The sequence below is a fragment of the Agrobacterium vitis genome (assembly GCF_014926405.1).
Classification (GTDB): Bacteria; Pseudomonadota; Alphaproteobacteria; order Rhizobiales; family Rhizobiaceae; genus Allorhizobium; species Allorhizobium vitis_H.
In genome coordinates, this window is sequence record NZ_JACXXJ020000005.1 from 2,485,620 (window position 1) to 2,511,360 (window position 25,741).

The window sequence follows — 25,741 nt, forward strand, 5'->3', positions numbered from 1 at the left end:
AATAAAATGCACAATATTATCGGAACTCCTGCCTCTCTCGGGCATTTCACTACCGAGCCGAGCAGAGAGCCAGTCACTCACGCTCATGAAAACACACTTTTCATGAGCGACTAGCTCTCCCTCAGTCCGACACGAAACAAAGACCGAAAGGCAGGTTTAAGATGAACAAGACCCTTAATTTTGTAGCAGCAACCGTACTCATGGGTTCCACTGTTGTCGCGCCAATGGCCTTTGCGCAGAGTGCAACGACACCAGCAACGCCCGGCACCACCACAACTGCTCCAAGCACCGGCACCGCCCCTGCAATGACCACGCCTGGCGCATCGGCTGCCATGGATACCTATCTGACCCAGCAGGGCAGCGACCAGTTGGCCGCATCCAACTATGTCGGCCAGAACGTCTATGCTGGTGACAAGAGCATCGGTGAGATCAAGGACCTGATCATGCAGCAGAATGGCGGCCTTGTCGCAGCTGTGATCGGCGTTGGTGGCTTCTTGGGCATCGGCGAAAAGAATGTCGCCGTTCCCGTTAGCAAGATTACAGTGACCCGTGATGCGCAGAATGCAGACAAGCTGCGTCTGACAACGACGGAAACGGCTGAGACGCTGAAGTCCGCTCCGGAATTCAAGACGCTGGAAGAGCAGAAGGCCGATTCAGGCACCACTGCCTCCACGCCGGCAACTGTTACCAAGTAAGCATTTAACAGTGGCCCCACAGGCCAGCGTCAATAGAGAGAAGGCGGGACCGAAAGGCTCCCGCCTTTTTTATTGCCCACACTTTATTTGGCGCTAAGGTTTTCCGCAGTGGCGGCCCCACCTGCCAAGGGCTGCCGATGGCCGGACACATCGGCACCGGCATTCTTGTCCATAAAGATATAGGGAATGACGGCGGCCAGCGACAAAAAGGCCACGACGGCAAAGGCCACATGAAAATCGGCAAGATCCAGATGACCACCGGTCAGCATGGTGCTGATCTCCAGAACGAAGGCCGCGCAAGCAACGCCGAGCGCCAGACTGATCTGTTGCAACACCGAGGCAATTGAGGTTGCCTGACTGGCCTCGTTATTGTCGATATTGGCATAGCCCAGCGCATTGGTGCCGGTGAAGAAAAACGAGCGGCAGAAACCAGCCATCAGCAGGAAGAACATCAGCAGCGCATGCGGGGTCTGCGGCGTGAAAAACGCGTTGAGAAAGGTGGTCGCGGCGCCGCAGACGCCCGCCACAATCAACACACTGCGAAAACCGGCAGCGGCAAACACCCGGCGCGCCAGGAATTTGGTGCTGATCGCCCCAATGGCGCCGACAAAGGTGGTCAGCCCGGATTCAAACGGTGTCATGCCGAAGCCGAGTTGCAGCATCAGCGGCATCAGAAAGGGAATGGCACCCGCCGAAATCCGAAACAGCGTCCCACCGATCTGGGCGGCGCGAAAGGCCGGTTTGCGAAACAGGGTGAGATCCAGAAGCGGTGCAGGATGGCGCCTGGCATGCACTATATAAAGAACGCCGCACAACAGGCCGATAACAGTGGCGGCAATACCGACAATCGGCGGCAAGGCTGGCAGGCTCATGACCGACAGGCCGAAAACGACGCCCGCCGCCGACAGCGAGGTCAGGGCAAATCCGGTCCAGTCGATCGGTGCGGTCTTGATGCGCTCGATTTCCGGCAGGAAAATTGTCGATAGGACAACGCCCAGCACGCTGATCGGCACATTGATCAGGAAAATCCAGTGCCAGCTAAAATAGGTGGTGATGAAGCCGCCAACCGGCGGACCGGCCAGCGGACCGACAAGGGCCGGCATGGTCAGCAGCGCCATGGCCGAGACCAGATCCTCGCGCTTGGTGGTGCGCAGCAGAACCAAACGGCCGACCGGCGTCATCATCGCGCCACCCATGCCTTGCAAAAACCGGGCGGCGACGAATTCCACCAGCGAGCTGGACATGGCGCAGCAGAGGGAGCCAACGATGAAAACCCCCATCGCCGCCCGAAAGATCTGCTTGGCCCCGAATTTATCCGCCATCCAGCCGCTGACCGGAATGAAAATGGCGAGCGCCACCATATAAGACGTCAGAGCCAGTTTCAGCGTGATCGGCCCGACGCCGAGATCGTTGGCAATGGCGGGCAGCGCGGTCGCAATCACCGTGGAGTCCATGTTTTCCATGAACAGGGCCACGGCCAGGATGAGCGGAACGATGCGATTCATGAAGAACACTCTTTAAAGATGGCGGCCATTGGAAATGAAGTTGATATCCCCTTGCGGCATCATCGAAGATCAAATGTCACAAACAGACCACCAGGCGTACATATCAAGGCCCGACGAAAAGCCCCACCCGGCGCGTCCTTCTAGTCCTCTCATCCCATACCTGACAATCGTTATCGTCCCGATAAGCCTGCCGATCACGTACACGTTACGCATTTCCACTCATCGCTTACAAGCCGTCAACTTCGTCGCAATTCATTCTGTTTGCTGGATAATTTTTCCCCGAAAATCTGGCGAGCCGGAGAAAACATCCCCCACGCCATTGAAACGGCACAGACCCGCCGCTACCTGTTGGAGCTGTAAGCTCTGAAAATGGGGACGAGGAGGTTGTAATGGTTTCAATGAACAGGCGAACAATGATCGCGGGGGCTGCCTTGGGCGCCTTGTCGGCCCCGGCGCTGATGGCGCGGGCAGCTTTCGCGCAAGCGGAGACATCGATGGATATTAATCATGCCATGCCCCCGGAGACCCACAGGTTCCAGCTCGGCGGGTTTGAAGTGGTGGTCATCAAGGACGGCACGCGGGTTTCCGAAAAGCCGGGCGAGACCTTTGGCACCAACCAGAGCCCGGAAACGGTTTCGGCGCTGCTGGAAAAGAATTTCCTGCCGACCGACAAATTCGTCAACGGTTTTTCGCCGGTGCTCATCAATACCGGCTCTGATGTCATCCTGTTCGATACCGGCATGGGCGAACAGGGCCGCGCCAATGGTATGGGCAGGCTCAGTGAAGGCATGATGGCCGCAGGCTATTCGCCCGAAGATGTCACCATCGTCGTCCTCACCCATATGCATGGCGACCATATCGGTGGGTTAATGGAAAAGGGCAAACCGGCCTTTGCCAAGGCGCGCTATATCGCCGGGCAGCGCGAATATGATTTCTGGACCAATGCCGCCCGGGCAGGAACACCAGCCGAAGGTGGACAAAAAGCGGTTCTGGCCAATGTGAAGCCGCTGGCTGAAAAAATTACCTTCCTCGGCGATCAAGGTGGCGATGTGGTCTCCGGCATTCGCGGCGAGGCCGCTTTCGGCCACTCTCCCGGCCATATGATTTTCCATGTCGAATCCAAGGGCAAGCGCCTGCTGCTGACCGCCGACACCGCCAACCATTTCGTGCTGTCGCTGCAACGTCCCGATTGGGAAGTGAAATTCGACATGGACAAGGCTCAGGCCGCCGCCACTCGCAAACGGGTGTTCGACATGGCAGCAACCGACAAGGTCGCCTTCCTGGGCTATCACATGCCCTTCCCCTCGGTCGGCTATGTCGAAACGCTCGATACCGGCTACCGATTCGTGCCGAAGAGCTACCAGTTCGATCTTTGATCGCTTGCGCCGCGCCGCCCGCCGCGCGCCCATTCGGGGCGCGGCGATATTTCCGTCACCGTTTGGCGGTGAAAAAGTCCTTTAGCAGAGCGGCAGCCTCAGTCTCGCCGATCCCGGCATAGACATCCGGCGCATGATGGCAGGTGGGCTGGCTGTAAAAACGCGCACCATGGTCAACACCCCCGCCCTTTTCATCGGGCGCGCCATAATAAAGGCGGCGGATACGGGCAAAGGATATCGCTGCCGCGCACATTGTACAGGGTTCCAGCGTCACATAGAGATCGGCGCCTGCCAGCCGCTCATCCTCCAGAATGGCGCAGGCACGGCGGATCGCCAGGATTTCCGCATGGGCCGTCACGTCCTGCAAGGCACGGGTTTCATTGCCAGCTTGGGCAAGAATGACGCCGTCCTTGACCAGCACAGCACCAATTGGCACCTCGCCGCGCGCGCCAGCCAGCCGGGCTTCTTCCAGGGCAACATCCATGAAACGGGTTGTCAGCGTCATGATGCATGAACTTTCCACTTAACCAAGCCTTCGCGAACTGATAGGACACAGCAAACGACAGGCAAGCAAAAAATGACCGATAAAGAAAAGTTCAAGCGGCCGGGCAGCAAGCCCGCTGGCCGCCCCTTCAAGACATCTGCCGAAAAACCCGGCAAATCCGGCCCAAAAAGCTTTGGTGCCCAGAAAAAATTTGGCGAAAAGGCCGATGCGGCACCGCGTGACAAATCGGATGCGGCACCGCGCCCTAGACCTGATGCGGCACCGCGAAAGAGCGCAACACCTGCTGCCAAGACCGGCAGCGAGGATACGTTGAAGCCGGAACGGATTTCCAAGCTGCTGGCGCGCGCTGGTATCGCTTCGCGCCGCGACGTGGAACGCATGATCATGGAAGGCCGCGTGGCCGTCAATGGCAAGGTGCTGGACAGCCCGGTGCTGAACGCCACGCTGGCCGACCGGATCGAAGTGGATGGCGAGCCCATTCGCGGCATCGAGCGCACACGGCTCTGGCTCTATCATAAGCCGTCCGGCCTGGTGACGACCAATTCGGACCCGGAAGGACGCCCGACCGTATTCGACAACCTGCCGGAGGAATTGCCGCGGGTGATGTCGATTGGCCGGCTCGATATCAATACCGAAGGCCTGCTGCTGCTGACCAATGATGGCGGCTTGGCGCGGGTGCTGGAACTGCCGACCACCGGCTGGCTTCGCCGCTACCGCGTGCGCGCCTATGGCGAGATCGATCAGGCCAAGCTGGACACGCTGAAGGACGGCATCGCCGTTGACGGCGTGCTCTACGGCGCCATCGACGCAGTTCTGGACCGCAGCCAGGGCCATAACGTCTGGATCACCATGGGCCTGCGCGAAGGCAAGAACCGGGAAATCAAGAATGTGCTCGGCGCGCTTGGCCTTGAGGTCAACCGGCTGATTCGCATTTCCTACGGCCCGTTCCAGCTGGGCGACCTGCCGGAATCCCAGGTGCAGGAAGTGCGTGGCCGCATGTTGCGCGACCAGCTCGGTCCGCGCCTGATCGAGGAATCCAAGGCCAATTTCGACGCGCCGCTCTATTCCAACGCCCCCGCCGAGGAAGAGGATGCGCCTGCGCCGAAAGCCAAGGCGAAAGCCGAGGAAGGCAATTGGAAGAAGGACACACGGCCAGCCAAACCACGCGGCTTCGACAACCGGGAGGACGCCCGCGAAAAGGCACTCAGCCGGCTCGACACCCGCCGCGACGGTGCAAAGCCTGCCTTTGGCAGCAAACCCGGATTTGGCAGCAAGCCCGGCTTCAAGGGAAAACCTGCTGCCGGTCGTGACGGCGACGATGCAGCCCGTGATGGCAAGCCGAAGCGAATGCCGCTTGGCCAGAGCCGTACCGCCAATGTCTGGATGGCACCGGGCGCACGTCCAGTGTCTGAAAAAAAGGCCGCAACAGACGAAGCTCGCAAAAGCGGACCCCGCGCCCGCCCCGATGGCGCACCGCAGACCAAACGTTACGGCCGCACCAAGGACGGCGCGCCGACCAAGAGCCTTTCGCGTCACGACCCGGATCGTGGACAGTATGCTGGCAGCGACGATAAGGATTTGCGCGTCAAGGTCAGCCGCGCCCGCGATGCCGAGGGCGAGTGGATTCGCGCCGAAGGCCCCGACAGCAAACCAGCCGGACGTGGCGGACGCGCTGGCGAAGGCTTTGGCGGCAAGCGGGATGGCGCAGATCGTGGTCCCCGTCCCGCATATGGTGACAAACCTGCATATGGTGATCGGCCAGCGCGTGGCGAGCGTCCAGCGCCCAGTGATCGTCCGTCGCGCGGCCAATGGCCCGCACGTGGAGATCGCCCGGACCGGGGCGAAAGACCTGCTCGCAGCGATGCTCCGGCCCGCAGTGATCGCCCCTATTCCGGTCGCCCCACCGGAGAAAGAGCCGAGCGGCCAACCGGCGACCGGCCTTATGACGGACGGCCAAAATCCCGTTCCGCTTCCGGCGACAAGCCGTCCTTTGGTGGGAAGCCATCCTTTGGCGGAAAACCGGCGGGCAAATCCTCGTTTGGTGGCAAACCGTCTTCCGGTGGAAAGCCTGGCTTTGGTGGCAAGCCGGGCGGGAAGCCCGGTTCTGCCAGACCCGGCTCTACCAGATCAGATGCAGGGCGTGGCCCTTCCTCTGGCTCCAAAGGCAAGAGGTAAGCCGACATGCGGATCGTTGGTGGAGAATTTCGGGGGCGTAGCCTTGCCGCGCCCAAGACCGACGCCATCCGGCCGACCATCGACCGGACACGCGAAAGCCTGTTCAACATCCTGATGCATGCCCATCCCGAATGTCTTGATGGCACGCGGGTTCTCGACCTGTTTGCGGGAACCGGCGCCATCGGGCTGGAAGCCTTGTCGCGGGGTTGCCGTTCGGCGCTGTTTGTCGAAAACAGCGTCGAGGGCCGTGGCCTGCTGTGGGAAAATATCGACAATCTTGGCCTGCATGGCCGCGCCAAGATTTTGCGACGCGATGCCACCGACCTCGGTTCGGTCAGCACGATGGAACCGTTCCACCTGCTGTTTGCCGACCCGCCCTATGGCAAGGGCCTCGGCGAAAAGGCCTTTGCCGCTGCCCACCAAGGCGGCTGGCTGGTGCCTGGAGCTTTGGCTCTCCTGGAAGAGCGCGCCGATGTCCTGGTCCAGGCGCCCGAAGCCTTCGCTCTGCTGGAAGAGCGGATCTTTGGCGATACAAGAATTTCATTCTTTACCTATAGACCGGGTTGAAACGGCAGCGCGATTTCTTAAATCCGCTGCGATATAGAGTTTGTCAGAGAAAAGCAGTCTCCGATTTCACAAGACGCTTCGGGCTGCTTTCTCGCATTTTTCTTGCATATCCGACAGAAAGCCAATCGATGCTTGTGTTGGAAATGCTCCAAAAGGTCCGTTTGAAATCATGCCGCAGGATGTCCAATCCCATAAATCCCTCGTTGAGGTAGGACCCAGCACGCCGACGGTTGCCGTGGCACTGGGGGCTGGCGGCGCGCGGGGCCTTGCCCATATTCATGTGCTGGAAGCCCTTGAGGAAATGGGGATCGAGCCGGTGGCGATTGCCGGTTCCTCCATCGGTGCGATTATCGGGGCTGGCAAGGCTGCAGGCATGTCGGCAGCCGAAATGCGCGACCATGCGCTGGAAACCGTCGGCAAGCGCAATGAAGTGTTCAAGCGGATCTGGGGCCTGCGCCCGCCGACCATGCGCCATGCCATTGGCGGGTTCCGGCTCGGACAGTTCAATCTGGAGCGTATTCTGCGCGCCTTCTTGCCATCCCGCATTCCCGATGATTTTTCGGGCCTTGGCATTCCTCTGAAAGTGATCTCCACCGATTATTACGGCCATTGCGAACAGGTCAGCGAAGACGGCGATCTCTATCAGGCGCTGGCCGCCTCCGCCGCTATTCCCGCCCTGTTCATGCCTGTCATGCTGAACGGGCGGCTGATGATCGATGGCGGCATCTTCAATCCCGTGCCTTATGAACATCTGATGGGCCTTGCCGATATCGTCATCGGCATCGACATCGTCGGCGGCCCGGTCGGAGTGGACGACATACCGAACCGCATCGACAGCCTGTTCGGCGCCTCTCAGCTGATGATGCAATCGCATCTGGCACTCAAACTCAAGCTTGGCCCACCGGCAATTTTCCTGCGCCCACCGGTCAATGGTTTTGGCGTGATGGATTTCATGAAGGCCAAGCAGATCTTCGAGGTATCAGCCCCTGTCAAAGACGAGGTCAAGCGGGCCTTGGAGGCGCAATTTGCGCTTCTCGCCCAGCGCTAGAGCATGTCGCGTTCAACTGGGATCAGTTGAACGATAACGTACATGCGCAAAAAAAGATAAAGCGCGACTCTGCCGAATCCAATAAAACGCGCCGCGCTTTAGAGTCCGCCTTTTCGGGAAAACCGGGTTCCACTTTTCCGAAGGCAAACTCTAAGCAGCCGTATCCCGGTCTTTTTCCCTCTCTTTGTCCTGATCTTTCTCCGTCTCATGTCCCCGCTTGGGTTTGATCAGCGGTTCCGGCTGGACAGGCCTGTTATACAGCATGTGGGCGCCGCCCTTGATGCCTTCCACCGCCTGAATGCGCAGACGCTCATCGTCGCGGCGGCGGATATCGGCCTCGATGGCCTCGGCCATGTCCTCATCCACACCCAACGCCTCGATGGTCTTGCGGCCGAATTTCAAGCCTGATTCCACCGTTTCGCGCAGTTCATATTCGACATTGCGCGCCCGCAGCCACAGGCTGTGAACACGATCATAGGAGCGCACGAACAGCCGCGCCTGGGGAAATTCGGAGGCGACCAGCTCGACGATCCGGTCGGTGATCTCCCGCTTCTGGGTGCAGACCGCCACCACCTTGGCCTTTTCGATACCAGCGGCCCTTAACATGTCCAACCGTGTGCCATCGCCGAAATAAATACGGAATCCGAAGGAGGCGGCCTGGCGAATACGGTCGGCGGAATCATCGATAATCGTCACATCCCGGCCGCTGGCCAGCAGCACCTGGGCGGCAATCTGGCCGAAACGCGAAAAGCCGATCATCAACACATCCGAACCGGCACCGTCAAAATCCTCGTCCAGCTCCTCATGCTGATCGCGTGACAGAAGCCGGGAGGAGAGCGCCGCGACCACCGGCGTTAGCGCCATCGTGAGCGTGACGATGGAAATCAGCAGCGACGAGGTGGCGCCGGAAAATACGCCCGCCGAGACGGCGGTGGTAAACAGCACGAAACCGAATTCACCACCCTGCGGCAGGATGGCGGCAATACGAATGGCGTCATCATGGCGGGAGCCTGCCAACCGGCACAGGCCATAGATGCTCAACGCCTTGATCAGCATCACCACCGGCACGGCCACGGCCAACAGCCAGAGATTGGCAAAGATCACGTCAAATTGCACGGACAGGCCCACCGCCATAAAAAACAAAGCTTGGAGAATGCCGCGAAATGGCTCGATATCGGCTTCCAACTCATGACGATAGGAGGATTCGGCCAGCATAACGCCAGCCAGAAAGGCCCCCATGGCCATGGACAGGCCGACCGCCTGCATCAGCATCGCCGATCCGAGCACGATAAACAGAGCCGCGGCAATCATCACCTCACGGGCGCCAGTGCGGGCCATCACCTGAAACAGCGGATTGAGCAGGTAGCGCCCTGCCAGGATCATCGCCAGCGTCGCCGTGACGGCCACACCGATATCGATCCACAGTGAGCCGGGCGCAGGTGCCGCCTGAGCGCCGAGAATGGAAATCAACGCCAGCAGCGGCACAATGGCAAGGTCCTGGAACAGCAGGACGGAAAAGGTACGCTGGCCGTATTGGCTATTCAAATCGCTGCGATCATTGAGAATCTGCAAGGCAAAAGCGGTGGAAGAGAGCGACAGGCCAAAACCGGCAATCACCGCGCCGCGCCAGTCAAGAAGGTCAAAGGCCAGCGCCACCCCTGTCAACAATGCACCGCCCAACACTACCTGAGCTGTGCCCAGGCCGAAAATATCGGCGCGCATTTTCCACAAGGTCGAGGGTTTCAGCTCCAACCCAATGACGAACAGCAGAAAAACGATGCCAAGCTCGGCCACCGAAAGAATTTCCTCCGCCCCGGTGATGACATGGGCGACAGGACCGATAACGGCACCTGCTGCCAGATAGCCGAGCACCGTGCCGAGGCCGAGCTTGCGGAAAATCGGTGCGGCGACCACGGCACCGCCCAAAAGTACGAGAGCCTCGGTAAACAACAGGGTGGGTGCGGTGCTCATCTTAGCCTTTCCGGTGCAAGCCTTCTATCGCAGGGTTCGACTGGTCTGCCCTTGATGCGGAAGGGAATGCAAACTATAGCGACGTCATCGCACCCTATCGAGTGCAATCAGGTCGCTATAGCACTTTATCCCTGCTGCATAATTTTCTCCTCAAACCGATTCCGGTTTACGGAATTATGCAGTAAAGGAAGGTGACGAGAAAGGCCAAGCCATGTCATCTGAAAATTCCCCCGAACATCTTTTGTCGCGCGCCCATCAACTGGTCGATCTGGCCCGCAAAGCCGGGGCCGAACGGGCCGATGCCGTCGTGGTGCGCTCCCGCGCCCATTCGGTCAGCGTGCGCCTCGGCAAGGTCGAGCAGACCGAATCCTCGGAAAGCGACGATTTTTCACTGCGGGTGTTTATCGGCAACCGCGTCGCCTCCGTCTCGGCCAATCCTGGCTTCGACCTGACGGCGCTGGCCGAACGCGCCGTTGCCATGGCGAGGGTTTCGCCGGAAGATCCCTATACCGGCCTTGCCGATGAAGAGGATCTGGCCCGGACCTATCCGGATCTGCAACTTTACGACCCAACCGACGTGTCGAGTGATGCGCTGCGCGACGCAGCTCTTGCCATGGAAGAGGCGGCCCTTGCCGTCAATGGCGTCAGCAATTCGCTGGGGGCCAGCGCATCAGCGGGCATGGGCGGTTTGGTCCTCGTCACCTCGCACGGCTTTTCCGGCCACTACCAGGCCTCGCGGTTTTCCCGCTCGACCGGGGTAATCGCTGGCGAAGGCACGTCAATGGAGCGCGACCACGATTATGACAGCCGCCTCTATTTCGCCGAACTGGACAGTCCTGAAGAGATCGGCAGACGCGCAGGCGAGCGCACGGTGCGCCGGATCAATCCGCGCAAGGCCGACACCGCCAAAAACCTGACGGTTGTGCTCGATCCGCGCGTCGCACGTGGCTTTGTCGGCCATATCGCCGGTGCCATCAATGGCGCAGCGGTGGCCCGTAAAACCTCCTTCCTGCGCGACCGCATGGGCCAGCAGGTGTTGAAATCCGGCCTCAGCATCACAGACGATCCGACCCGGGTGCGTGGCTCGTCCTCGCGTCCCTTCGATGGCGAAGGGGTGATGGGCAAGCCTCTGACGATGATTGAGGACGGCGTTTTGCGCCATTGGTTCCTGTCGACGTCGGCGGCGCGCGAACTGGGCTTGAAAACCAATGGACGCGGCGCGCGCGGCGGCACGTCCGTCTCGCCCTCCTCCTCCAATCTGGCGCTGGAGCCGGGCGACATCACGTCGGAGGCGCTGATATCAGGTATTTCCAGTGGATTTTACATTACCGACATGATCGGCCATGGGGTTGACATGATCACCGGCGATTACAGCCGAGGGGCCTCCGGTTTCTGGATCGAGAATGGCGAACTGACCTATCCGGTATCGGAAGTGACGATTGCTTCCAACCTGAAGCACATGTTCATGGCGATGACGCCAGCCAATGACATCGACCGCAAATTCGGCGTCGCGGCTCCGACCCTTGCCATCGAAGGCCTGACGATTGCAGGGAAATAACCACATCGACAAGGACCGTAAAGGGTGAGCAGCACAAGCCAAATGCCAGATCTTCAAGCCGATCTCGACCTCATTGCCGAGGCAGCGCGACAGGCTGGCGAGGTGGCGCTGACCTATTTCGGGGCCGATCCTGATGTCTGGTGGAAAAACGAGGGCCAATCACCGGTCAGCGCAGCAGACTATGCCGCCAACAGCCTGCTGGAAAAACTCCTGCGCGGCGAACGCCCCTCCTATGGCTGGCTTTCGGAGGAAAATGACGACGATGAAAGCCGGCTGAGCCGCGACAGCGTCTTCGTCATCGACCCGATCGATGGCACACGCGCCTTTCTGGCCAAGGAAAAAACCTGGTGTGTGTCCGTCGCGGTCGTGCATCGTGGCCGACCAGTGGCCGCCGCCTTGGTCGCCCCTGCGCTTGGCGAAACCTTTCTGGCGACCGCCGAGGGCGAGGCAAGTTTGAATGGCAAAGCGATCACGGTCGCTGACCGCCTGCCCCACCAAAGTCTGCGGGTGGCGACGCCTGCCGAATTGCTCAAGGCCTTTCGGGACGGCGTGCGTGAGCGGCTGGAACGGGTCGCCCATATTCCTTCGCTCGCCTATCGGCTGGCGCTGGTGGCGGACGGGCGGATCGATGCGACACTGGTGATGAAAAACTCCCATGACTGGGACCTGGCTGCGGCCGATCTGGTTCTTGAACGGGCCGGCGGGGCGCTGACCGACATCCACGGCAAGCCGCTGCTCTACAACCGGCCGCAGGTGCGCCATGGCCACCTTCTGGCTGGCTCGAACGCCGTCCTGCCGGAACTGCTGGCCGCCTTTTCGGCAGGGCCGGAGACTACACCGGACAAGGGCCGATAAAATGCAGGATGAACAACCCAGTGTCGGCATGGCAGGTCGGGCGGCGGCGGTTGACCTTGCTGTAAAAATCAAGCAGATGACATCTGCGGGACAATGATGATGGAAAAGATGAGATGACCGAGACAAGCGATAAGAAACAGCTTCTACATCTGGTGTTCGGTGGTGAGTTGAGCAATCTGGCTGAGGTTCAATTCCGGGATCTGAAAGAATTGGATATCGTCGGGATCTTTCCTGACTATGCAACAGCGCTTTCCGCATGGAAAAGCAAAGCGCAGCAGACAGTCGACAATGCCCATATGCGGTATTTCATTGTGCATATGCATCGCCTGCTGACCCCTGGCGAACAATAATACCAAGGCTCGAAGCGTCATCTTCCATGGCGCTTCGGATGAAGCGTAGACTTGACTGACATTTGGTGCCGCCACGGACCATGACGGTTTGTGGATGAAAACACGCCTGATGACGGATCGCGGCCTCACAGCCATGACCCTCTGGCGTATTGAGGGTTGGAGAAGGATGAGCGCATTGGCACGCATCGCACTGACCGCCTATCGCTGGGCAGGGATCGTCGCCTTTCCGTGTGCAGGGCTTTTCCTGTCCATTCGCGCCGCCAAAGGCAAGGAAGATCGCACCCGGCGGCTGGAACGGGTCGGCTATGCTGCCGCAAACCGTCCGCGCGGACCGCTGGTCTGGGTTCATGCCGCCAGCGTCGGCGAGATGATGGCGGTAACGGCCCTGATGCGGGAACTGCGCCGCTGCGAGATTAATGTTCTCCTGACCACGGGTACGACAACCTCGGCCAAGATTGCCAGCGACCGTCTTCAAGACGGCGTCATCCATCAATATGTGCCAATCGATGCCCTGCCCGCCGTGCGACGGTTTCTCGATTATTGGCAGCCGGACATGATGATCGGCGTGGAATCGGAGATCTGGCCGACCATGCTCCAAGACCTGCATGACCGGCAGATCCCGCAGATCCTGGTCAATGCCCGAATTTCCGACCGCTCCTTTGCCCGCTGGCAGCGCCACCCCGCTGTGGCGGCCTCGCTGTTTTCCAAGCTTGCCATGGTCGTGGCACAATCGGACGTCGATGCAGAACGGTTCCGCGATCTCGGCGCCTGGCCGGTCAGCGTCTCCGGCAATATCAAAGTGGACACGGACGCCCCACCCTGCGACAGCGGCCTTCTATCGAGCTATGAGCGGCAGATTGGCCATCGCAAGACCTGGGCGGCTATTTCCACCGCCGAGGGCGAGGAAAAGATCGCCGCCATGGTCCACCGCGCTTTGAAAGCCCATATGGGCCAGCTCAGCATCGTTGTGCCGCGCCATCCCGAACGGGCCGATGCCATCGAGGCGATGATGATCGAGCAGGGGCTGACGGTTGCCCGCCGCAGCCGCAACGATCCGATCACGCCGCAGACCGATGTGTTTCTGGGTGATACGATCGGCGAAATGGGGCTTTATCTGCGGCTGACGGATATCGCCTTCGTCGGTCGCTCGATGATGAAGGAAGGCGGCGGCGGTAACCCGATGGAGCCTGCCGTGCTGGGCTGCGCAGTGCTGAGTGGCCCGCATGTGGAAAATTTCCGCGAAAGCTACCAGCGCCTGGTGCGCCACGGCGCCGCCCGCGTTGTGCGCGACGCCGAAACCCTGGCGAAAGCCGTACATTTCCTGATGAATAACCACCTGGCGCGTCACAAAATGTCCGATTCCGGCATGGAAGCCGTGCAGGACATGCGCGGCGCGCTGACGGCGACCATCAAGGCGATGGAACCCTATATCAATCCCTTGACCGTCAAGGCACGCCTCGAACCGAAGACGGCAGCGGGCGAATGACAGGGAGCGGTATTGTGACTGATGACCTTGCCCGATCAGCCCCTAAAATTGGCGGAATTCTGTTCGACAAGGATGGCACGCTGTTGGATTACGACGCCAGTTGGGCGCCGGTGAACCGGCAACTGGCACTGATGGCCGCCGATGGCGACCAGACGCTGGCCGATCAATTGCTCGGCGCCTGCGGCATGGACCCCGAAAGCGGTTATGTCGTCCCCGACAGTCTGCTGGCGGCGGGCAATGCCCGTGAGATCGCCGAGGGACTGGCCAAGGCGGGGTCGCCCTTCGATGCCGATTATCTCACCGAAGCGCTGGATGCGATTTTCGCCAATGCCGCCGAGCTTTCCGTGCCGGTGACCGATCTTCATGCGCTGTTTGCAAAGCTGCGACAGCGCGGCCTGAAGCTCGGCATCGCCTCCTCAGACAACGAACGCTCGATCCGCGCCATCGTCCAGCGGTTCGGGCTTGAGCCGCATGTGGATTTCATTGCCGGTTACGATAGCGGGTTTGGCTGCAAGCCGGAGCCGGGCATGGTGCATGGCTTTTGCCAGGCGACCGGCCTTGCCCCCGCAAACGTAGCCGTGGTCGGCGACAATAATCACGACCTGTTGATGGGCCGCAATGCAGGCGCCGGGCTTTCCATCGCCGTGCTGACTGGCACCGGATCGCGCCTGACGCTGGAAGCCGGCAGCGATTTCTGCCTGAACGACATTACCGAACTTGAACAGGTCCTGGGTTGAGGGGCAGCCGATGAAGCTGCATGCACCCTCATTTTGGTGGCAAAAAGCCGGATTTTCAGCCCTGGCGCTATGGCCGCTGTCTTTCCTCTATGGCCGAATTGCCGCCCGGCGCATGCGCGGGTCTTCAGCCTATGCTCCCGCGTTACCGGTGATCTGTATCGGCAATGTCACGCTTGGCGGCGCTGGCAAGACGCCGACGGCCCTGGCTCTGGCCAAGGCCGCCCTTGCCATGGGCCTGAAGCCCGGCTTTCTCAGCCGTGGCTATGGTGGAACGGTCCGCCGCCCGACCTTGGTCGATCCGGGCCACCACACCGCCAAGGATGTCGGTGACGAACCGCTACTCCTCGCCTCAGTGGCGCCAACAGTGGTGGCATCGCGTCGCCGCGACGGAGCCAGGGAACTGGAACGCCAAGGCATAGACCTGATCATCATGGATGACGGATTTCAAAGCGCGCAGATCCGCATCGATTGTGCCGTGGTGGTGACCGACAGTTACAAAGGCGACGGCAATGGTTTCGTCTTTCCCGCCGGGCCATTGCGGGCACCGCTGGCAATCCAGTTTCAAAAGCTGGACATGCTGCTGGTGGTCGGCAAGGGCGATGCCGCCATTCCGATGGTGCGGCGGGCGGCACGGATGGGCAAGCCGGTATTGACCGCGCAGCTTCATCCCCTGCCCGGCCCAAACCTTAGGGGCCAGCGGGTGCTGGCTTATGCTGGCATTGCCGATCCGGAAAAATTCTACCGCACCCTGCGCGAAATGGGTGCAGACATCGTCGTTGCCAGAGGATTTGGCGATCACCAGGCCTTGTCCGCTTCGGCAATTGCCGAACTGATCGAAGAGGCTGAGGCCAACGCCCTGCTGCTGGTGACGACCGCCAAGGACCAGGCCCGGCTACGGGGTTCAAGTCGGGGTGGCGCAGGAAAAGACCGGGCAGAGGAACTGCTGGCCAAATCCACCGTGATCGAGATCGAGATGAACTTCGATGATCCGGCTGTACCATCACGGATAGTAGACCGGGCGCGGGATCGTTTTCAAAAGTCTCGGTAGCGCAAGCCGCGTTGCCCACGCACCGGGTCGGGCCGCTTACCGCTTCTGGTTGGGCAGGTTGCCGGCACGCTTTTCCGCTTCGAGCGAGGCCGCCGCATCGACATAGGCTTCCTGGCGATCGACGCTCCAGTATTTCAGCTCATCGATGGTGATCGGCCGACCGGTGATGGCGCAGACCACGTAGGAGCCGGGAAAGGTAATCTGGAAATCCGCATCCAGGTATTTCACCGTGGCCTCGCGATTTCCACGGCTTTCGAAGCGATTCATGGAGTGGTCCTAACTCTCTTCTTGTTCTTGTCTTTTGGTAATTCCCGCACGTTCCGTGCCAAACTGGCAGTCGCATGCCGTCTATAAATGCACACAAACTGCCCTTGCAATCAACCGTCAACTGCGACCGAACAGCCGCTCGATATCCGACAGTTTCAGTTCAATATAGGTTGGGCGCCCGTGATTGCATTGGCCGGAACCGGGCGTTTCCTCCATTTTTCGCAGCAGCGCATTCATTTCCTCGACCCGCAGCAGCCGACCGGAGCGCACCGACCCGTGGCAGGCCATGGTGGCGGCCACATGTTCCAGCCGGGCAAACAGGCTGCCCGCCGTTTCCCATTCGGCAATTTCATCGGCCAATTGCCGCACAAGACCCGGCACATCCACTTCGCCCAGCATGGCAGGTGTTTCACGCACGGCAATCGCTCCCGGCCCGAACCGCTCGATAGCAAGGCCAAGCTTATCGAGGTTTTCGGCATGTTCCATCAGCCGGTCGCAGTCTTCTTCCGGCAGGCTGATGATCTCGGGAATGAGCAGGCCCTGGCTGGGCAATCTGCGCCCCGATAGCGCCTTGCGCATATCCTCAAACACCAGCCGCTCGTGGGCGGCATGTTGATCGACGATCACCAGTCCGTCCTGCGTCTGGGCAACGATATAATTGGCGTGAACCTGCGCCCGCGCCGCGCCGAGGCGAAACGAGCCACTTTCCATCGCCATCGCCACAGGCTCGGAGATCTGTGAGGGCGAGACATGCGCCTCCGCCCGGGCCGCGGGCATCGCCAGACCATCAAACCGGCTCTGCCCCCCATCAAGCGGCCTGTGCGGAGACGTATCGACGCTCCATGCTGAAGGCTGCGGCGGGCGCGCATGATAGGTTGGCGCATAAGAATTGTTCGCAGCCGCCTGCGCGCCTTCGGCAAAACCGCCATTTGCACCAGGGCGAAAGGCCCGCAGCATGGCCCCGGCCCCCGCCGTCGACGACCGGTCGCCTTCGCGCGTCAAGGCCTGGCGGATCGCACCGACGATCAGGCCGCGCACCAGGCCGGGATCGCGAAACCGCACATCCGATTTGGCCGGATGGACATTGACATCGACCAGAGCCGGATCGACCGTCAACGCCAGCACCGCGACCGGATAGCGGCCATGCGGCACGGTTTCGGCATAGGCACCGCGAATGGCCGACAGGATCAGCTTGTCCTGCACCGGACGGCCGTTGACGAAGGCATATTGATGGGCGGAATTGCCACGGTTAAAGGTCGGCACACCGGCATAACCGCCCAGATACACGTCCTCGCGCTCGGCGTCGAGCGCAATGGCATTGTCCCGGAAATCGGGGCCGAGCACCTGGGCAATTCGGGCGAGATGATCGTCGCCGGTGGCGGGCAGTTCAAGGGTCGAGCGGTCGGAGCCGGACAGGACAAAGCGGATCTTCGGAAAGGCGATGGCCATGCGCTTGACCATTTCGGTAATCGCGGCGGCCTCGGCCCTTTCGGTTTTCAGAAATTTCAGCCGGGCTGGCGTGGCGAAAAACAGATCGCGCACCTCGACCACGGTGCCGGGATTGCCGGGTGCCGGGCGCACCTCTCCAACCTTGCCGCCTTCCACCACGATCTGGAAAGCACTGGCACTGTCTGCTCTGCGGCTGGCAATGGTCAGGCGCGCCACCGAGCCGATGGAGGGCAGCGCCTCACCGCGAAAGCCGAGGCTCTTGATGTCCATCAACGACTCATTGAGCTTGGAGGTGCAATGACGGCGAACCGCCAGCGCCAGATCCTGCCCATCCATGCCGCACCCATTGTCGGTGATGCGCAGCAGCGCCTTGCCGCCACCCGCCGTGGCGATCTCGATGCGGCTTGCCCCGGCATCGATGGCGTTTTCAATCAATTCCTTGGCGGCACTGGCCGGGCGCTCGATCACTTCGCCAGCGGCGATCTGGTTGATCAAGGTTTCCGAAAGCTGTTTGATGCTCATACGCTTATTGTCGCCAATTGTCGGCCAAGAAGAAAGCCCGGCAAGGGCGCAATTCACCGCGATCTTTCCCGACCTCTTGCCCCCGTCATTAAGGGGGCATTAATCGAATACCAATAGGCTTAATTCAACTTTAATCGTTTTTGATCGTGGTCGCCGAAGAAAACCCGCTGCTCCGGTTGGCGTGACCCACTCCTGCACTGTTTGGTATCATCGAGGCACGACGAAAACGCAAGAAAGTTCTATAGGCTGCATGTTTCTACCGGGAGTCGATTCCGATCCGGCTGGCCATGCAGTAAACATAGGTTGGTAGGATAATGCGGCCGATGCTTATCTTGAACGAGATGCAACGCCTTGGAGGCGAAGATGCATAAGCAACCGGGCGACAGGCAGGCAACGGACCGGACCTGGGCAAGCGCCCTGGTTCTGGAGCATAGCCTTCTCGATGCCGTCTGCGATGCGCAGGGCAGCGCGATTCTGGTTGTCGATAGCGACGATATTATCGTCTATGCAAGCCCGCAATTGCTGAACTTCTTCGAAATTCCGGAATTCTACCTGCAAGCGGGCACCAGGCTGCGTGACTGCCTGGGCGCAATTTACGATCACTGCATCCGCGCCATCCTGTCCCCCAACCCTCCGTCAAGAGAAGAGTGGCTGGCCGAGCGGGTTGCGTCCCATTGGCGCGAGCGTTTCGAAACACTCGACAGAACCGTGAAGAAGCGCACAGTGCGCCAGCTCAATCGACGGCTCGCCAATGGCTTTGGCATTTGCGCGATTTCCGATATTACCGAACAGAAAAAGCGCGAAGAACAATGGCGCATCGATCTGGAACGGGTCGAAGTCACGGAAAATATTCTCGACAGCCTGCCGCAACCGGTCATGGTCTGGGATCGCCAGCACATCGTGGTTGGCATCAACAAGGCGTTCGTCGCCATGATGGGGACAAGTGAAGACGCCATTCTGGGCCGCCCTGCCGCAGATCTGCTTGAAAGCCGCTTCCTCGCCAGCTTGCAGCAGGCTGAGCAGCAGGTCGGTGTTCGCGAGCGCTTCATCCGGATTGCCGATCCCGGCTCGCAGCAAGCTTCACCCGCCGCTTATATCAACCGGATCGGCAAGACCGACCGCAGCTTTTGCGTGGTGACCTTTGCAAGCGTCGACGGCGCCGCCCATCTGCTTCGCCCGACGATCCGGGCGGAAAGCAGAAACGCACCAGGCCCGGCAGCTCACATCACCTCACCGCTATCTCCGCCGCAACAACAACCGCACCCGGCAACCGAGCCTCCACGAGAAGACAGCCTGAGGCAACGTGTGTTGATTGCCAGCAGCGATCCGATTTTCCTCGCAAATGCCGTGGGCGTACTGCCGCAACAGGCAAGCGATCGCTGCATCGTTCATAGCCCTTACGAATTGCGCGCCGTCATTGAACTTGCCAGATCGATGGCCATGTCCATTGACCTGATCATTACAGACAGAGCCATGTCTGTCAGCCGGGAGCAGCTTGCACTCGATGATACGACGCGAACCCTCGTCGCTGATCGCAACAGCGTCGCAGAGCGCCTGACCCAGCATCTTCAGCCACGGGCCGCGACGTCTGCGCGGACAGGGTCTCACCCGGCAGGCATCGTCCGCGCGCCAAAGAAGACGGTGGACATCCTTGTTGTCGAGGACAATGAAGTCAACCAGATCGTGTTTTCGCAAATCCTCGAAGGACTTGGCCGCAGCTACAAGCTGGCGGTCAACGGTGCGGATGCCTTGGCGATCTGGCAGGCCGAACGTCCCGCCATCGTGCTCATGGATATTTCGCTGCCTGACATCAATGGTATGGATCTCTGCCGCCTGATGCGGCAAAGGCAGCGGGCCGGAGATCCCCGCTCGGCCATTATCGGCGTGCTGGTGCCAGCCTTCGACCATGACCGTGGCCGGTGCCTCGATGCGGGCATGGACGATGTCATCGTCAAGCCGCTCAGCCCCGACATGATAGAACAGCTTCTGGACCGCCATCTCGAAACAAGCCGTCATGCAACGGCGTGATGGCCTCGTCGAAAGCTGAAGCGGCTGGGGAAGAGACAGGCAGTCCGCTGTGTTCGACACCAATGCTGATTATGACGAAAAGACAAACCGCATTGAGGATAGCAACCGTCTGACGGGTTTAATGTGAACCTAACGGATTCGAGCTGTATGCAGTAAATCACGGGTAAAAATCCACAGTCCTCCTCGGCTAAACGCTAGAATTTTATTAATTTTTTATGCGCATGGTAATTCCGTGATCTATGACTTTTTTTGGGATAATGAATGGGTGCGGCCAACACCATAGTGCCAGACATCGATCAGGGAGAGGCCAAGGCTTTCACCGATCCGCTGACGGGGCTTGGCAATCACCATAGGCTGCAGGAGCGAATCCGCAGCCTATCGGCGGAGCGCGCCGCCGATCCCGCACCATTTACCGTGGCTTTGGTCAATCTGGACGGTTTCAAGCCAATCAACGACCTATTCGGATCGTTGGCGGGGGATGAAATTCTGTGTCAGGTCGCCCATCGTCTCAAAGCCTGTATTCCCGATGGTGCCATTGTTACCCGTCACGATGGCGACGAGTTTGCCGTGGTCCTGCCGCTGATTTTCGAACAGATCAGCGCCGAGCGAATCGGCAATCTGATCAAGGACGTGCTATCGGCGCCCTACGACCTCGGCGACCGCAATGTCCGGCTTTCGGCTTCGCTGGGCTTTGCAATCTTTCCCTTTGCCGGCGACGATTTCGAGACGCTGATGAAGAGTGCGGAGACGGCTCTTTATCGCTCAAAACGGCGTGGACGCGGCCAGATAACCGTCTATTCGCGAGAAATTGCCCAGGAAATGCGCCGCTCCACCCAATTGGAGCAGGCCCTGCGCAATGCGATCATCAACGATGCCGTCGATACGCATTTCCAGCCGATCGTTTCGCTTGTCGATGGCAAGGTTCTGGGTTTCGAAGCGCTCGCCCGCTGGATCGATCCAGATCTCGGCTTTGTTTCGCCAGCGATCTTCGTGCCGCTGGCCGAGGATAGGGGCTTTATCGACACGCTGTCGGAAACCCTGTTGCGCAAGGCTGCTGAAGCGGCGCTGACCTGGCCGCGAGAACTGTTTTTGTCCTTCAACCTTTCCTCGGTGCAATTGACCGATTCCGGCACGGCCTCACGCACGCTGTCCATCATCAACAGTGTCGGCCTCGACCCGTCGCGGCTGGAACTGGAAATTACCGAAACCGCTGTGATGAGTTCCGCCGACATGGCCGGGCGGATCATCGCCGAACTGCGCGCGGCAGGCGTGCGTATCTCACTCGACGATTTTGGCACCGGCCAATCCAGCCTTGGACGCTTGAGGGAATTTACCTTTGACAAGGTCAAGATCGATCGAGCCTTCGTCTCGGCGATCACCACCGACACCACCTCCGAACATATCGTCCGGGCGATCATCACCATGTGCGAAGGCCTGAAGCTGGAAGTAGTGGCCGAAGGCATAGAAACCCTAAGCGAAGCAACAAGGCTCCTGGCCCTCGGCTGCACCATGGGCCAGGGCTATTATTTCGGCAGGCCCGCCGATGCGATGGCCACGCTGCGCTATCTATCGCGCCAATATTCCGACTTCGCCGCTCGCAGGCAGACGGGGCCGTTTTCAGGCTATTGAGTCGATTGAATGATAATCAGCGGCCAATTATTCAGGCCGCTCGCAGACGGCCGATAATTTATTGCCATCGGGATCACGGACATAACAGGCATAGAAATGCGCGTGAAAAGGCCGCAGGCCCGGCGCACCTTCATCTGAACCTCCATTTGCCAGTGCTGCCGCATAGAAAGCCTCGACATCCGACCGGCTTCCAGCATCCAGCGCCACCATGGAGCCATTGCCGAAGCTGGCGGCCCTACCATCGTAAGGGCTGACGAGCCAGAACCGGCACCGCACATCCGAGGACGCGCCATAGCCGATTTCATCTTTTTCCGTCACCCGGCGGATAAAGCCAAGCGTGCTCAGGCAGGCATCGTAAAAGCGCCCCGATCGCACCAGGTCGTTGGAGCCAAGCGTGATATAGAGCAACATTGACTATCCCCGCTCAATCCAGGAACCGAGTTTCCGGTTCTCAATCCTGATCCTCGTCAGCCGTTGCATCCTCACGCGGATCATGCGGCATAGGACCATCGTCCTCCACTTCATGACCCAGCGCATTGCCGGACCGCCTGCCCTTGAAGCCCTTGGCAAGCAAGAACATTTCAACCGATTCCTGACGTGAAGACGCGGGCTTGATATGGATGACCTGCTTGAAATTCTGCTTGAGCATGTTGAGCAGGTCTTTTTCCGTGCCACCCTGGAAGGTTTTCGCCAGAAAATGCCCGCCTTCAGCGAGAACTTCCACGGCGAAATAAGCGGCCACTTCGCACAGATGCATGGTGCGAATGTGGTCAGTCTTCTGGTGGCCGGTAGTGGGCGCCGCCATGTCGGAAATCACCACATCCGGCACGCCGCCAACCGCTTCCATCAGCAGGGCGGGCGCCTGGGGGTCGAGAAAGTCGAGTTGCAGGATCTTCACGCCCGGCAATTGGGTCATTTCCAGAAAGTCGATGGCCGCAACCCGGATGTCACTATCGGTGGACCCGGTAACATTCGCGGCAATCTGCGACCAGCTGCCGGGTGCAGCACCCAGATCGATAATGCGTCGGGCGCCTTTGAGAATATTGTGCTTTTCATCGATCTCCAGCAGCTTGAAAGCCGCGCGCGCGCGATAGCCCTCCAGTTTGGCCCGCTGCACATAGGGATCGTTGATATGCCGCTCCAGCCAGCGCCGCGACGACGCTTTCAACTTGCCCTTCTTGACCTTCTGGCCCAGTTTTCGTCCAGTGCGGTTGCCGCCAATAGGTGGTTTGGTCATGCTTACTGCTCAACTCCTGACAGCGCCCTGTGCATCCGCACTTCGATCCGCTGTAACACTTTTATGCCTCAATATTACGTCCGGTCACAAATGCGGGACACGATCCCGGCTGCCCGGCGGGCGTCGCGTGCGATTGCGTCGCCAGACACCGTCATCGGCCATCATGTCGGTCAACAGCCCTTCTCTCAAGCCCCGGTCCGCCACCCGCATGCGGCTGGAGGGCCAACGCCTGCGGATCGCTTCCAGAATGGCGCAGCCAGCGAGAACCAGATCCGCCCGGTCCGGGCCGATACAGGGATTGGCGGCGCGGCTCTGGTAATCCCAGGACAGCAACTTGGCCTGCATGGCCGAGACCTCGTCATCGCTCAACCATAGCCCATCGACCCGGCGGCGATCATAGCGCGGCAAATCGAGATGCACGCCCGCCAGTGTCGTCACCGTGCCGGATGTGCCGATCAGGTGAAAATCGACATCGGCGGCAGAATGGCCAAGCGCCTCAACCGAGGGGCAATCGAACTGATCGAGCATGCCCGACACTTCGGTAATCATCGCTTCAAAGACCGTGGGCGAGACATCGCGACCGCCATGGCGCTCTGACAGGGTGACCACGCCGACCGGCAGCGAGGTCCAATGGGTGATGTGATTGGCCAGACGGCTGGAGCGATTATCACCGATGCGGATCACCGCAATTTCCGAGGACCCACCGCCGATATCAAACAGCACGACCGAACGGGTTTCGCGTCCAACCAGCGAGGAGCAACCGGACACCGCCAGCCGCGCTTCCGTCTCGCGGTTGATGATTTCCAGCTCAAGCCCGGTCTCCGCCCGCACCCGCTCCAGAAATGCCTCGCCATTCTCCGCGGCCCGGCAGGCCTCCGTGGCAATCAGCCGCTTGCCGCGCAGCTCCACTCCATGCAGTTTGGAGGCGCAGACCTTCAAGGCCTCAATGGCGCGGTCCATCGCCTCCTGCGAGAGGCGCCCCGTCGCAGCCAGCCCCTCGCCCAGACGCACGATGCGCGAAAAGGCATCCACCACCCGGAATTGGCCGGGCCGGGTCGGCTGAGCAATCAACAACCGGCAATTATTGGTGCCGAGATCAAGCGCCGCGTAGAAATCGGCGGGATGGTCGTCGGAAGGCCCATGGCTGGAATGATGCCCCTTATGCTGTCCGTGATGTGGGTGATGGCTCTGTCCACCATGAGCATGTCCGCCATGGCCATGGCGGCTGCGGCCATGTGGTGCCTCACCAGAGCCAGCAACCGACTTCTGGCCCTCCACGGCAGGCGGGCAATAGCTGGCAGAGGCAGGCTTGGCTTCCACGCTGCGGCCAGGCTGCAAGGGACGCACCTGGGCGTTCTGCCGGCCCCGGTTCTTACGCCGCTTCCTGGGGGATTTTTTGGCAGCACCGCCGGTTTCGCCAGCAAGGGCATTTCCCTGAATATGGGACTCTTTGGTATGAGATCCCTGCGTATTAGACCGTTGAGTATTGGATAAGCTCGCCTCGCGGGGCGGATTCCCGGCAGAACCTTGATCACGATGATGGTGCTCTGCCTGCCGTTCAGCCTGGGCCACTGTCCCTTGCGTTTCCACGCCCTGATGCGGCACCGCCTGACCCTGTCCCGGCAATGTGTTGCCACGGCCTTTCCTGCGACGCTTACGCTTTCGGCCCGGCGCCTGCGGGGCCACCTGCTGATCTTGTTGTATGGGACGTCGATCCGGCTCGGCCAAGGCCGTCCGGTCTTGCGTCACGGGGTTAGCTGGCGGCCCGGATTTCCGGCCTTTCCGCTTGCCCCTACCGCGCCTCGAGGGCTTGCCCTCGGTACGGTTTGACGTTGACGCCCCGTTTTCTGGCGGAAATCCGCCATTGCCAGGGTCTACCACTGATGTCTTCCATAGCGCCGCGCAAAGTCTGATCGGGAAAATCCAAGAGGAAAGTCCGTTTCAGATATGCCGCTGGCGATCCTTAGATTTTCGTTGGTAAAATTGTAGCAGGCCCGACAAGCTTCTCCAAACGCTTTTTGAGCCTCACCTTCTCCCGCCAGCGAAGGCCGAAACCAGCTTCACTCAAAGGGCGCAACAGCTGCAAAACCGATTTGTCTGAACCAGTTCACTTTTTTGCAAAAAGACAGTTGCAATCAACCAGCTTTTGTTTATAAGCCGCATCCATCAGACGGCAACGCCGCCCCTGCTGGGGAATAGTTCAACGGTAGAACGACGGACTCTGACTCCGTTAATCTTGGTTCGAATCCAGGTTCCCCAGCCAATTATGCTTAAAACCCAGTATTTGGCTTATAATATAGTTGCGCCAGATATCCTTTTGGCATCATAGGCGACCTGATGCCCACGCAGATCAAGCGCGATGGCCAAACTTCCCGGAGAAGATAGGTAATCGTCATGGCCGTGCGACACGAGGTCGAGATTCTGATCAGCAACATTTTCCATTGGTCTGACCCCATTGGGTGATCAGGCTTTAATGTTAATGGATGCTTGGCCTGACGGCCGCTGCTGGCGTTGAGGATAGTTCGTTTTGGCGAGGCCACACGGTCGCCTCAGGTGCCGGAAGCCTGTCGTTCAGTGACGAGTGCGGGCGCATGGAGTTGTTGTGTCGTTGCCAAATTTTGATGATGTAGGGCGTTTTGGCACCCACCATTACAATCCATTCCCTCAAGGCCTTAGCAAAAAATTCGGGGCCATTGCCCGAGTAAGCCATACGTTATGAAGGACCATTTTTCA

At 59.9% G+C, this 25,741-nt stretch carries 21 protein-coding genes and 1 tRNA gene; 14 read left to right on the top strand and 8 right to left on the bottom strand.

What is annotated here, in order from left to right; translation table 11 throughout:
* Positions 1–161: 161 nt before the first annotated feature.
* Positions 162–695 (top strand): PRC-barrel domain-containing protein, encoded by a 534-nt coding sequence (locus IEI95_RS22910; RefSeq protein ID WP_071202477.1) that lies wholly within the window; start codon positions 162–164, stop codon positions 693–695.
* Positions 696–778: 83 nt separating this feature from the next.
* On the opposite strand, the gene IEI95_RS22915 is transcribed toward IEI95_RS22910, so the two are convergent.
* Positions 779–2,200: a DHA2 family efflux MFS transporter permease subunit gene (locus tag IEI95_RS22915; protein ID WP_156531488.1), complete on the bottom strand. Its 1,422-nt coding sequence runs from the start codon at positions 2,198–2,200 to the stop codon at positions 779–781.
* Positions 2,201–2,598: 398 nt separating this feature from the next.
* On the opposite strand from IEI95_RS22915, the gene IEI95_RS22920 reads away from it, so the two are divergent.
* On the top strand, positions 2,599–3,576 hold the full coding sequence (locus IEI95_RS22920; RefSeq protein ID WP_156537654.1) for an MBL fold metallo-hydrolase: 978 nt from the start codon (positions 2,599–2,601) through the stop codon (positions 3,574–3,576).
* Between the two features lie 55 nt (positions 3,577–3,631).
* Here IEI95_RS22920 and IEI95_RS22925 read toward each other — a convergent pair whose 3' ends face one another.
* On the bottom strand, positions 3,632–4,081 hold the full coding sequence (locus IEI95_RS22925; RefSeq protein WP_156531487.1) for a nucleoside deaminase: 450 nt from the start codon (positions 4,079–4,081) through the stop codon (positions 3,632–3,634).
* A gap of 72 nt (positions 4,082–4,153) precedes the next feature.
* On the opposite strand from IEI95_RS22925, the gene IEI95_RS22930 reads away from it, so the two are divergent.
* The 3 genes from IEI95_RS22930 to IEI95_RS22940 all read left to right on the top strand — a co-directional run bounded on the left by IEI95_RS22930 (position 4,154) and on the right by IEI95_RS22940 (position 7,871).
* Positions 4,154–6,256: a pseudouridine synthase gene (locus IEI95_RS22930; RefSeq protein ID WP_194417073.1), complete on the top strand. Its 2,103-nt coding sequence runs from the start codon at positions 4,154–4,156 to the stop codon at positions 6,254–6,256.
* Between the two features lie 6 nt (positions 6,257–6,262).
* The gene (rsmD, locus tag IEI95_RS22935; RefSeq protein ID WP_156531485.1) at positions 6,263–6,823 is read left to right on the top strand and encodes a 16S rRNA (guanine(966)-N(2))-methyltransferase RsmD; all 561 of its coding nucleotides are present in this window, start codon (positions 6,263–6,265) and stop codon (positions 6,821–6,823) included.
* Between the two features lie 169 nt (positions 6,824–6,992).
* The gene (locus IEI95_RS22940) at positions 6,993–7,871 is read left to right on the top strand and encodes a patatin-like phospholipase family protein (RefSeq protein ID WP_071202464.1); all 879 of its coding nucleotides are present in this window, start codon (positions 6,993–6,995) and stop codon (positions 7,869–7,871) included.
* Between the two features lie 150 nt (positions 7,872–8,021).
* Here the strand turns inward: IEI95_RS22940 and IEI95_RS22945 are convergent, their stop codons facing one another.
* Positions 8,022–9,842, bottom strand: a complete 1,821-nt coding sequence (locus tag IEI95_RS22945; protein WP_156531484.1) for a monovalent cation:proton antiporter-2 (CPA2) family protein — start codon at positions 9,840–9,842, stop codon at positions 8,022–8,024.
* A gap of 211 nt (positions 9,843–10,053) precedes the next feature.
* Between IEI95_RS22945 and IEI95_RS22950 the strand changes: the two genes are divergently transcribed.
* The 6 genes from IEI95_RS22950 (at position 10,054) to lpxK (ending at position 15,876) form a co-directional block, all read left to right on the top strand.
* Positions 10,054–11,400: a TldD/PmbA family protein gene (locus tag IEI95_RS22950; protein WP_156531483.1), complete on the top strand. Its 1,347-nt coding sequence runs from the start codon at positions 10,054–10,056 to the stop codon at positions 11,398–11,400.
* A 42-nt stretch (positions 11,401–11,442) separates the two neighbouring features.
* The gene (locus IEI95_RS22955; protein WP_156531482.1) at positions 11,443–12,255 is read left to right on the top strand and encodes a 3'(2'),5'-bisphosphate nucleotidase CysQ; all 813 of its coding nucleotides are present in this window, start codon (positions 11,443–11,445) and stop codon (positions 12,253–12,255) included.
* Positions 12,256–12,368: 113 nt separating this feature from the next.
* Positions 12,369–12,605, top strand: coding sequence for a DUF4170 domain-containing protein (locus tag IEI95_RS22960; protein WP_015915059.1), 237 nt, complete (start codon positions 12,369–12,371; stop codon positions 12,603–12,605).
* A 166-nt stretch (positions 12,606–12,771) separates the two neighbouring features.
* The gene (waaA, locus tag IEI95_RS22965; protein ID WP_156531481.1) at positions 12,772–14,091 is read left to right on the top strand and encodes a lipid IV(A) 3-deoxy-D-manno-octulosonic acid transferase; all 1,320 of its coding nucleotides are present in this window, start codon (positions 12,772–12,774) and stop codon (positions 14,089–14,091) included.
* Positions 14,088–14,828 carry an HAD family hydrolase gene (locus tag IEI95_RS22970; protein ID WP_156531480.1) on the top strand — a complete coding sequence of 247 codons (741 nt, stop codon included), beginning with the start codon at positions 14,088–14,090 and terminating at the stop codon, positions 14,826–14,828. Before waaA ends, IEI95_RS22970 begins: the two co-directional genes overlap by 4 nt.
* Before the next feature lie 10 nt (positions 14,829–14,838).
* Positions 14,839–15,876 carry a tetraacyldisaccharide 4'-kinase gene (gene lpxK / locus IEI95_RS22975; RefSeq protein ID WP_156531479.1) on the top strand — a complete coding sequence of 346 codons (1,038 nt, stop codon included), beginning with the start codon at positions 14,839–14,841 and terminating at the stop codon, positions 15,874–15,876.
* 36 nt (positions 15,877–15,912) lie between these two features.
* Here the strand turns inward: lpxK and IEI95_RS22980 are convergent, their stop codons facing one another.
* Both IEI95_RS22980 and mutL read right to left on the bottom strand, forming a co-directional pair.
* Positions 15,913–16,143 (bottom strand): DUF2093 domain-containing protein, encoded by a 231-nt coding sequence (locus IEI95_RS22980; protein ID WP_015915055.1) that lies wholly within the window; start codon positions 16,141–16,143, stop codon positions 15,913–15,915.
* Between the two features lie 117 nt (positions 16,144–16,260).
* Positions 16,261–18,114 carry a DNA mismatch repair endonuclease MutL gene (mutL, locus tag IEI95_RS22985; protein WP_156531478.1) on the bottom strand — a complete coding sequence of 618 codons (1,854 nt, stop codon included), beginning with the start codon at positions 18,112–18,114 and terminating at the stop codon, positions 16,261–16,263.
* Positions 18,115–18,477: 363 nt separating this feature from the next.
* Between mutL and IEI95_RS22990 the strand changes: the two genes are divergently transcribed.
* Positions 18,478–20,142: a response regulator gene (locus IEI95_RS22990; RefSeq protein ID WP_194417074.1), complete on the top strand. Its 1,665-nt coding sequence runs from the start codon at positions 18,478–18,480 to the stop codon at positions 20,140–20,142.
* A 261-nt stretch (positions 20,143–20,403) separates the two neighbouring features.
* Positions 20,404–21,771, top strand: coding sequence for a putative bifunctional diguanylate cyclase/phosphodiesterase (locus IEI95_RS22995; protein WP_041696256.1), 1,368 nt, complete (start codon positions 20,404–20,406; stop codon positions 21,769–21,771).
* Positions 21,772–21,798: 27 nt separating this feature from the next.
* Here IEI95_RS22995 and IEI95_RS23000 read toward each other — a convergent pair whose 3' ends face one another.
* The 3 genes from IEI95_RS23000 to IEI95_RS23010 form a co-directional block, all read right to left on the bottom strand.
* The gene (locus IEI95_RS23000) at positions 21,799–22,182 is read right to left on the bottom strand and encodes a VOC family protein (RefSeq protein ID WP_156531476.1); all 384 of its coding nucleotides are present in this window, start codon (positions 22,180–22,182) and stop codon (positions 21,799–21,801) included.
* A gap of 40 nt (positions 22,183–22,222) precedes the next feature.
* Entirely contained in the window at positions 22,223–23,008 is a 786-nt protein-coding gene (locus IEI95_RS23005; RefSeq protein ID WP_015915050.1) for an RlmE family RNA methyltransferase, read from the bottom strand.
* A gap of 84 nt (positions 23,009–23,092) precedes the next feature.
* Positions 23,093–24,889 (bottom strand): Ppx/GppA phosphatase family protein, encoded by a 1,797-nt coding sequence (locus tag IEI95_RS23010; protein ID WP_194417075.1) that lies wholly within the window; start codon positions 24,887–24,889, stop codon positions 23,093–23,095.
* A gap of 308 nt (positions 24,890–25,197) precedes the next feature.
* On the opposite strand from IEI95_RS23010, the gene IEI95_RS23015 reads away from it, so the two are divergent.
* Positions 25,198–25,271: transfer RNA gene (locus IEI95_RS23015), tRNA-Gln, on the top strand.
* Positions 25,272–25,741: the final 470 nt, after the last annotated feature.